This is a genomic window from Streptomyces sp. MBT65 (genome assembly GCF_016612545.1).
GTDB lineage: Bacteria > Actinomycetota > Actinomycetes > Streptomycetales > Streptomycetaceae > Streptomyces.
In genome coordinates, this window is sequence record NZ_JAENRY010000060.1 from 40,113 (window position 1) to 49,506 (window position 9,394).

Consider the following 9,394-nt stretch of genomic DNA (forward strand, 5'->3'; position numbering starts at 1 on the left):
AGTCCTCAGGCCCCCTTGGCCGCGGTGCGGACCAGGACGAGGCCGCCGTTCGGACCAGGAACCGCGCCCTTGATGAGGAGCAGGCCCTTCTCCGCGTCAACGGCGTGAACGGTCAGGTTCTGGGTGGTGACCCGCTCGTTGCCCATACGACCCGCCATGCGGAGGCCCTTGAACACACGACCCGGGGTGGCGCAGCCACCGATGGAGCCGGGAGAGCGGTGCTTGCGCTGGGTGCCGTGTCCGGCGCCGAGGCCCTTGAAGTTGTGACGCTTCATGACACCGGCGAAGCCCTTGCCCTTGCTCTTGCCGGTCACGTCCACCTTGACGCCGGCCTCGAAGGTCGCGGCGGTGATCTCCTGGCCGAGGGTGTACTCGCTGGCGTCAGCGGTACGGATCTCGACGAGGTGGCGGCGGGGCGTGACGTCGGCCTTGGCGAAGTGGCCCTTGAGGGGCTTGTTCACCTTGCGCGGGTCGATCTCGCCGAAGGCGATCTGGACCGACTCGTAGCCGTCACTGTCGTTCGTACGGACCTGGGTCACGACGTTGGGTCCGGCCTTGACGACGGTGACCGGAACAACACGGTTGTTCTCGTCCCACACCTGCGTCATGCCGAGCTTCTCGCCCAGGATGCCCTTGATCTGCTTTGCCATCTTCAGCTCACCGACCCCTAGAGCTTGATCTCGATGTCGACACCGGCCGGGAGGTCGAGTCGCATCAGAGAGTCAACGGTCTTGGGGGTGGGGTCGAGGATGTCGATCAGGCGCTTGTGCGTGCGCATCTCGAAGTGCTCGCGAGAGTCCTTGTACTTGTGCGGCGACTTGATGACGCAGTACACGTTCTTCTCAGTGGGCAGCGGCACCGGGCCCGCGACCGACGCACCAGTGCGCGTCACCGTCTCGACGATCTTCTTCGCCGAGGAATCGATGACCTCGTGGTCGTAGGCCTTGAGCCGGATGCGGATCTTCTGTCCCGCCATGGCTACTCAGTAGTCCTGTCTCTAGTAACGCTCTGCACCCCGGCAGGTCCTTCTGCTCTCATCGCTTCGATTCCTCCGACCCACGCGGTCGGGTGTGTCGCGCTCTCACCGACACAGAAGTCCCATATACGGAACTTCCCTGCTGGGAAAGCACGGCCCTTCCGGAACCGCAAGCCGAGGGCGAAGAAGCCCACCGGGTGCCTGGCCGGCGCCGCACTGACACTTCCCGAAAGATTCCCGTACGTCCGCCCCAGCGCTGCCGTAAGGCAGTTGGGACGACGAGTACCGTGGGACTCGCTTCCGGTCCTCCCGACGGGAGGCGCGCAGCATCAACACTCGACCGAGCAACTCCGACAGTCTGCCATATGGCGGAGGCGGCTGGCCAATCGGGGCGTAGAGATTACCCCTGGAGTGACGCAGGTCAAACACACGCGCGCGACAGCCCTCCCCGGCGCATTCACCCCTGTGAACGAGAATCAAGTACACGCACCTTGACGCGTCCATAGCAAGCGCTTACGTTCCCTGACGAGACGCGGGAAAGCGCTTTCCCTCGCAAGCAGCACCTGCACGGAACCCTGGATTCCTGGTCATGGGACGACCCTGGAGGCAGAACGATGCAAGTGAGACCAGTCATCGCGTGCACCGGCCTGGTGGCCGGCACGCTCGTAGCACTCTCCGGCACCCCGGCACAGGCCGCGAGCGCCACCCAGTACGTGTCACCGACCGGCACCACGAGCGCGGCCGGCACCCTGGCGGCCCCCACCACCCTCGCCACCGCGATCAGCCGCATCGCGTCCGGCGGCACGATCTACCTGCGCGGCGGGACGTACGCCTACGGCTCGACGATCACGATCCCGGCGGGCGCGGACGGCACAGCATCGGCCCGCACCACGCTCACCGCCTACAACGGCGAGACCCCGGTCCTCAACTTCGCCTCGCAGAGCGAGAGTTCGTCGAACCGAGGGCTCCAGCTCTACGCCAACTACTGGCACGTCTACGGCCTCACGGTGTCGCACGCGGGGGACAACGGGATCTACGTCGGAGGCAGCAACAACGTCATCGAGCGCACCGTGACCTCGTACAACCGCGACACGGGCCTCCAACTGGGCCGCATCTCCTCCAGCACGCCGACCTCGTCCTGGCCCTCGAACAACCTGGTCGTCAGCTCGGAGTCGCACGACAACGCCGACTCCGACGGCGAGGACGCGGACGGCTTCGCGGCGAAGCTGACGACCGGCACCGGGAACGTCTTCCGCTACGACGTCTCCCACCACAACATCGACGACGGCTGGGACCTGTACACCAAGACCGACACGGGCGCGATCGGCCCGGTGACCATCGAGTACAGCCTCTCCTACGGCAACGGCACGCTGACCGACGGCAGCCAGAGCGGCGACGGCGACCGCAACGGCTACAAGCTCGGCGGCGACGACATCGCGGTCAACCACGTCGTCCGGCACGACATCGCCTACGGCAACGGCCATCACGGGTTCACCTACAACAGCAACCCGGGCACGATGACGGTCTCGAACAACGTCGGCATCGACAACGCGGAACGCAACTTCTCCTTCGACAAGGGGACGTCGGTGTTCCGCACGAACACGTCGTGCCGGTTCGCGGTCAGCGGCTCGAACGACAAGACGGTGGGCGACGCGGACAGCACCAACCAGTTCTGGACCGGGACGAACGGGTCCCGGTGCTCGTCGTACAGCGGCGCGTTGGGGTGGTCGTTCGCGTCGAGTGGAGCGTTGAGGGTGACGTTCGGGGGGACGGTGGTGAACCCGTAGGGGATGGCTCCTCTGCCCGATTGCCTGCCTGCTTGCCTGGACCGGCCCACTCGGCGCTATTCGGCGACGTGCGCGCCGAAGTCGGTCCAGGCGGTGGGGGCGAGGGTGACGCGGGGCGGCTCTGGGTGTGCTTGGAGTCGCGGATGTGGATGGTGTGTGGGGGGTATCTCGACGCAGCCGCTGCCGTTGCTGCTGCTCATCAACCACAGCAACTCAGTAGCCTTGCCGATCATGCTCCTCGCAGCGCTTGCTCGACAAAGGCCGGCGCCTCCTCTGGCATAAGTGCCTGGGCCCCGACGTGGAGAACGAGCCGGACGAGCCCCAAGAGGTCATGCGACGCCCCGATGTCATGGTCATCGCCGAAGCGGACATGGACGTCGAGGGATCGATCGACCCCCATGCGACCATCGCCGCCGTCGAGGTCGTGTCTCGCCCCAACCCTGACATTGGCTGGGTCACCAAGGTGCGCGACTACCCGCTGATGGCCGGGAACCCAACCGGTGTTCTTGATCGGCCGCCGCCGACGCAGGAAACCTCCTGGCTAGATCCGCGCCATGAGGACCATGACGACCATCCAGCCGACACAACCCCCGCATGCGATCACCAGCGGCAGCCACCTCTCGGCGCGCCGGGCCCGGACGACCAACCACACCGCGACCGCAACCACCGCGAGCCCCATGACGGCAGCGATCACCTGAAGGCCGCTGGGCGCCTCCCCCTGGCCCTGGCCCGTCACCGCCCGGCGGAGGACCGCCAGCAGGCCCACGGCGAGCAGTGCCACGAAGATCCAGGTGAGACCGGTGAACAGGCTCCGAACTCGGTCGTCGACCGCGGCCAGCGCATCTGTGCCGTCACCGAGGTGGACTCCTTCGTCGGGGTTCGCCCCGTTCCTGCGGTTCATCACGGCGTGCACCCTATAGCGCTCGGCTCAAGGAGCTTCCTGACGCGTACGAGACGGAGTCGCCCCGGGCGTCGTGCGGGCCGGAGATGCTGAGGTACTTGCGCTCGTGGACCGGTCGGCCGTGTGCCACCGCCGACGATCGCCCCACAACGAGTCAACGGCGAGCTTCAGCACGTCGATGTCACCGTCACTACCCGCGTGCCACTCACAGCCCATCGTCCTCACCTGGAACTCGACGTTTCGCAACTGCGCGAAGCCCACCATGTGTTCGAGCCGTCTCCGCAGCGCTCCCCTCCCGCCGAGCGCACATGACCCCGCCCCGGATCCCCAACTCCGATGCCCGGGTGCGCCGGACGGCCGGGCGGTCAGCCCGGCTCGGGCGGAGGCACATGGCCTTTCATGCACCGGCCGACCGGAAGCATCTCGAGTACAGGTTCACCTCGATGAGCGGCTCGTGGCCGTCCAGTCCCTTGAGCCAGGTGATCTCGGCCTGGCTGAGCGTCTTTTCGTGGACGGCCAGGATCTGCATGTTCTTGTTCTTGCTCCCGTCGTTCCCGACCTTCTCGATCTTCCAGCCCTGCTGGGGCAACTCCTGGCGCAGATTGGCCATGCCCTTACCCATGACGTCGTTCGCCACGCCGTACGCCGACCAGGGGTGCCGAACCCGGTACAACTTCCCCGAGTCACCGTCACCGGACTCACAGGGTTGAACGTTCGGCCCCGTCTCGGTGACCTTGCTCTTGATGGCCATGACATCGAAGAGCTGGCTGGACAGCTTCGAGATCTCGCCCTTGACCGTCTCGGTCGACCGGGACTTCGGCTCGTAGCCCAACGAGTTCTCACTCCCCTGAGAAGAAGACGAACAGCCTGCTGCCAACACGAGCGCGGACGCCGCGAGCAGCAGACGCGCGCCTGAGGTGAATCCCCTGCGGGCGGCAACTCCCCTGCGGGGCTGGGGACGCTCAGTCCTCCAGAACGACATCTCCGTACCTTCCTGTGATCACCCGGGCCTGGTTCTCCAGGCTGAGCGAGGCCTGCTGGCCGTCGGTGTCCCAGAAGCCGCCGTGATCGGCCGAGTCGCTCTTCATCACGTTCCCGCCGAACGAGTCGTCGGTGGGAATGGTCAGCTCGTCGCCGAGCCCCATCAGACGACCGCCCTGACGCACGATCTCGTCGTTGCCAGGCGCACCCATGGCCCAGACGTGATCCGCGCCGATGCCCAGGTCAGCCGCGTGATCCGCCTGAACACCAGGGCTCCCGGCGAACATGTAGTCGTCGACGGCCTCGGCGTCGCGCCAGCTCCCGGACTGGGCGGAGACACCGACGACCGTGCTTCCGTAGCTGTGCCCGAGGACCGTGGTGTGCGCGGCGTTTCCGGATGCTTCTTCATGGGCTGCCCTGTTTCCCTGGAGGAAGTCGTACAGGCGCGGGCCTCCCTCCTCGGCGTACTTACCGTTGGTCGCTTGCGGAACGATGCTGTCCGGAGCGTTGTAGTCGAGCCACGTGATCGTGGAAATGTTCTGCCCCGGTGCGAGTTTGACGCTCTCCGCCCACAGGGTCTCCCCACGGCCGAGGTCCCCGTGGGAGCCTCCTTCCCCGATCTTTTCGAGACCGGCGAAGGTACCGGGGACATACACGGCCACATGGTCGGCGAGATCCGGATTTCCGTTGGCGATGACGACCTTTCCGTCGCCCAGCCCCACGGGGTCGAAGCCGAGCAGGTATGCCTCGGGCAGGCCCCCTTCACCGGTCCGGTCGAAACGCTCCTGGATGTATCCCATGCCCTTGAGCGTCTGCTTCAACTGCTCCGGGCGGTCGCCGTACTGCCTGTACCAGTCCATCCACTCATCGGTGTGCACCTTTGACGGGGTCGGGCCGGAAGTGATCCACGTCCACTCGTTGGCGGGAGGCTTCGGGATCGAGTCCAGTTCCACTTGGAGCCTCGCCCGCGTCTCGTCGAACACCACGCGGTTGGCTTCGTCGCGGACCGCGGACGGCAGTCCGTTGAGTTCTCCCACTGCCTTGGGGTCAACGGAAATCCATGCGGCCCGCTCCTCCGCCGTGAGCCCCTTCCACCACTCCGCGTTGTCTTCCGGACTGCCGTCCTTGGGCGGCTGGGGCAGCGAGCCGAGATATGTGCTGCCCGCTTCACGCACGCCGCTCGTGTCGGAGGACGCATCGGCCCAGTCCTTGTCGGACACGGTCAGATCGTCGTCGGCCTTCAACGCTCGCAGCTTCGGCGCCCACTTCTCGTCGGCCTCCGTGGCTTCCTTGAGGGCACCGGCGATCTGGTCCGCGCAGTCCTGTGCGAGACGGTGATGGGGATTGGGATCGAAGTTGGCCGCCTGACGACCGACCGCGGAGGCCGTGTCGTCCGTGAGGCCGCTCACCGTGCCGCCGTCGGGAATCCTGCCGTCCTGGTCCTTCGCCCCCGCCGGCGGATAGGTGACCGAACCGTCGGTGTTCACGGTGAGCTTCGCCGCCCCCGCGCCTTCGAGCGCCGCGTCGAGCTTGTTCTTGGCCGCTCCCACCTCGTACGAGAACGCCTCGAGCGCCGTACCGACAAGACCGCACTCGACCTGGATGTAATGGAAGTTCTTGCCCAGCTCCCTGAGCTGCTTGACGGCCGCGGTCGCGGCCTCGCCCTTCAGGGAGTTCCTCATGGCCACGGCGATCTGGTTCTCGATGCGGTCCTTGACCGCGCTCGCCATGTCGGAGGTGCTGCGGTATCCGTCGGCCGCTTCCGAGTACTCGGTCGGCTTGAGGGCCTTGAGCGTCGCGAGATCCATGACGACTCGCTACCGCCCCTTCTCCTGGCCGCCGACAGCCGGAGTGTCCGAGTACGCGACGTCCAGGTTGCCGATCTCGACCTCCACCGCCTCATCGGTCCTCAACTGGTCGCTGCCCGCCTTCTCCAGCAGCCCCGAGAGCCTCCCGCACCGCGCGCTGACACTCTTGACGTAGGTCTCCCACGAGTCGTAGACGTCCTTCTGAGCCGCTGCGGTCAGACAGCCGGAGTCTTCACCGAGGCCTTTCTGGCCGTCCGCCAGCTTCCCGAACGCTTTGCCGATGTCCTCGCGGAGCGAGCCGACGGCCTCGCCGGCCTTGGCCCAGTCACGTCGGTTCGACACCAGGTCACCGCCGGAACCACCAGGATCCATCGGTACGTGGTTCAGCTGCATCCGGGCAGAACTCCGTTCAGCCGCCGCAGTTTTGAGCTGCTCCCACTCCTCCCAAGCGACGCCTGCTTCCTCCCCGTACCACTTGGCACTCCATCGAGCAGATACGAACACACGATCGCACCGTGCAACGCTCGCAACGTACCGTAGCGACCCCACATCACCCGCCTCATCCGTATCGGCCATCAGAGCGTCTGAGTACCCGTACTCAGACACCCCGTCGTTGTGTGAACTGCCCAGCGGGACATGGGAGTTGCTCGTGAGGATTCGCGGGCGTCGCAGGCGTTGAAGGTGGAGCGGATGACCATCGGTACGGGGGTTTCCCATACCCCGGATGCATGGGTGTGCCGGATGGTGAGGGTGGTGGGTGGTCGATCACGGTGGTGAGGCACACGGGTACGGACCGCCACACCACGGGGAGATCAGAACGTGCGTATCGCCACCGCCACCAGCACCGCCGCTGTCATCGCCCTCGCCCTCACCGGCGGGACCTCCACGCCAACCGCACTGGCGGCCACCCCTCGAACCGGCGCCGTCGACGGCCTCTGGCGCATGGACGGCTACGGCACGGTCCTAGACCTCCGCCACGGGACGTACCAGGAGTACCAGACCACCGCCGTGAGCTGCCTCAAGGGCGACACCGCGCGGCGGGCGGGCCCGGGGACGTACACGGCGGGCGGCGACGTCCTGACCGTACGACTGGGCCCGGACCGCGACCACGCCACACTCGGCGCGGCCAGCGCGGTGGGCCACCGCAAGCTGGTCCGCGTCTCCGCCCTGCCGCCCGCCTGCACCCGCCCGACCCCGAAGGACCCGCTGACCTCGTTCGACGTCTTCTGGCAGTCCTACGAGGAGAACTACCCGTTCTTCGCGGCCAAGGGCGTCGACTGGCACGCGGTACGGGACGAGTACCGCCCGCAGGTGCACAAGGACACGACCAGGGCGGAACTGTTCGACATCTTCAGCAGGATGGTGCGTCCGCTCTACGACGCCCACGTCGCGGTCCAGGACGGCGACCGCGTGTTCGCCGTGGGCCGCCCCGGCACGGCGGTGCCGAGCGAGCAACTGGACGCCAGGGTCAAGAAGTTCATCGTGGCGCGAGACCTGGCCGGCGCTCCCTACCGACGGGACTTCGCCAACGGCCGTATCACGTACGCGGACCTGGCGGGTGGCGGCCGTATCGGCTACCTCCGCATCTCCGGCTTCGGCGGCTACCTGCCCGACGAGAAGGCGTCGTACGCGGCCCAACTGGCGGAGTTGGACAGGGCGTTGAACACCGTCCTCACGCCGGAACGCTCACGTCACCTGCACGGCCTGATCATCGACCTGCGCATCAACGGCGGCGGCTCCGACGCCCTCGGCATCCACATCGCGGAACGCCTGACCGACACCCCCTACGTCGCCTACGCCAAGCGCGCCCGCAACGACCCGGCGGACCCGAGCCGCCACACCCGCCCCGAACCGATCCCGGTACTCCCGGCCCACGCCCCGCGCTACACCGGCCCGGTGGCCGTCCTGACCGGCGGCTCGACGGTGAGCGCGGGCGAGACCTTCACCCAGGCCCTGATCGACCGCCCCGGCCGCACGATCCGCATCGGCCGACCCACCCAGGGCGTCTTCTCCGACGTCATGGAACGCGAACTCCCCAACGACATGACCGCCTCGCTCCCGAACGAGGAGTACCTGACCGACTCCGGCCGAACCTTCGACGGCACGGGGATTCCGCCGGAGGTGAGGGTGCCGGTGTTCACGGAGGAGGAGTTCGCGGCGGGGCGGGATTCGGGGTTCGATCGGGCGGTGAAAGTACTGGGGACTGAGCACTGACCACCCGCGTACAGTCCCTCGGCCGTCACGTCTTGCGCGGGGCGCTGAATCGCGCGGGCAGACCGGCGTCGTCCTTACAACCGAGCTCCTTGGCCATCGCGAGGGAGACCGCGTGCAGGACGTTCAGGTTCTCCATGCGCTTGGTTTCGGATTCCCTTGCCGGTGGCCGGAAGCGCCCCAGTTTCGCCTGGATCAGAACGGGCTCATCTCCAGAACCGAATTTTCCACTTGAGCACTCCATGTACAAGTACGCACGCGACGACCTGGCAAGCGAAAGTTTGCCCAGTTTGTACGAGGTGAGTTGAGACGCTGGGGACTCCGGGATCGCCTTTCGGAAGAAGAAGGACAGGTCGATCATGGTGGTGGCCACTGATGGATCGGAGGCATAGCACAGGGGGTATTCCTGGTATTCGTCGGTCCCGGTGGCACGGAATCCGGCGACGAGTTTTTTAGCGGCGTCACCGAGGCTCTTCTGATCCGGCTCGGTGGGGTCACCAAGGCGCCTCCGGTTTGTCCATTCCCAGTCGTACGTACGGCTTCCCAGCGCATCGAGGAGTGCTCGCCGAGTACCTGCCGACAGGTTTGCGCCGCACAGCTTCGTCTGGGCCGACGTCCCCTTTGACTTCCCGGTCTGCTCACTACTGTCGCAGGCAGCGAGAGAGGCGGCCAAGGCGGCGACGGCCACCACTGTGGAGGCCAGCTGTCGCACGGGCCCGTTGCTCAGCAT

General features: G+C 66.6%; 9 protein-coding genes and 1 pseudogene. 2 read left to right on the forward strand and 8 right to left on the reverse strand.

Translation table 11 applies throughout. The features are described from left to right. Positions 1–5: 5 nt before the first annotated feature. Positions 6–650, reverse strand: coding sequence for a 50S ribosomal protein L3 (gene rplC / locus JHN63_RS16010; protein ID WP_019072287.1), 645 nt, complete (start codon positions 648–650; stop codon positions 6–8). A gap of 17 nt (positions 651–667) precedes the next feature. Further along, positions 668–976 carry a 30S ribosomal protein S10 gene (gene rpsJ / locus JHN63_RS16015; protein ID WP_003948644.1) on the reverse strand — a complete coding sequence of 103 codons (309 nt, stop codon included), beginning with the start codon at positions 974–976 and terminating at the stop codon, positions 668–670. A 695-nt stretch (positions 977–1,671) separates the two neighbouring features. Here rpsJ and JHN63_RS16020 point away from each other — a divergent pair. Further along, positions 1,672–2,763: pseudogene (locus JHN63_RS16020) on the forward strand (right-handed parallel beta-helix repeat-containing protein); the annotation flags it as partial. Positions 2,764–2,819: 56 nt separating this feature from the next. Here the strand turns inward: JHN63_RS16020 and JHN63_RS16025 are convergent. The 5 genes from JHN63_RS16025 to JHN63_RS16045 form a co-directional block, all read right to left on the reverse strand. After that, on the reverse strand, positions 2,820–2,963 hold the full coding sequence (locus JHN63_RS16025; protein WP_234477022.1) for a DUF397 domain-containing protein: 144 nt from the start codon (positions 2,961–2,963) through the stop codon (positions 2,820–2,822). Between the two features lie 341 nt (positions 2,964–3,304). Next, on the reverse strand, positions 3,305–3,664 hold the full coding sequence (locus tag JHN63_RS16030) for a hypothetical protein (protein ID WP_200681737.1): 360 nt from the start codon (positions 3,662–3,664) through the stop codon (positions 3,305–3,307). A 397-nt stretch (positions 3,665–4,061) separates the two neighbouring features. Next, on the reverse strand, positions 4,062–4,496 hold the full coding sequence (locus tag JHN63_RS16035; RefSeq protein ID WP_200681738.1) for a hypothetical protein: 435 nt from the start codon (positions 4,494–4,496) through the stop codon (positions 4,062–4,064). A 130-nt stretch (positions 4,497–4,626) separates the two neighbouring features. Then, a complete protein-coding gene (locus JHN63_RS16040; RefSeq protein ID WP_200681739.1) occupies positions 4,627–6,453 on the reverse strand; it encodes an alpha/beta hydrolase in 1,827 nt (608 codons plus the stop codon). A gap of 9 nt (positions 6,454–6,462) precedes the next feature. Further along, positions 6,463–6,846, reverse strand: coding sequence for a hypothetical protein (locus JHN63_RS16045; protein ID WP_200681740.1), 384 nt, complete (start codon positions 6,844–6,846; stop codon positions 6,463–6,465). A gap of 426 nt (positions 6,847–7,272) precedes the next feature. Here JHN63_RS16045 and JHN63_RS16050 point away from each other — a divergent pair, with 426 nt between their 5' ends. Beyond that, a complete protein-coding gene (locus JHN63_RS16050; protein WP_200681741.1) occupies positions 7,273–8,667 on the forward strand; it encodes a S41 family peptidase in 1,395 nt (464 codons plus the stop codon). Between the two features lie 25 nt (positions 8,668–8,692). Here the strand turns inward: JHN63_RS16050 and JHN63_RS16055 are convergent, their stop codons facing one another. Beyond that, positions 8,693–9,394, reverse strand: a complete 702-nt coding sequence (locus JHN63_RS16055) for a hypothetical protein (protein ID WP_200681742.1) — start codon at positions 9,392–9,394, stop codon at positions 8,693–8,695.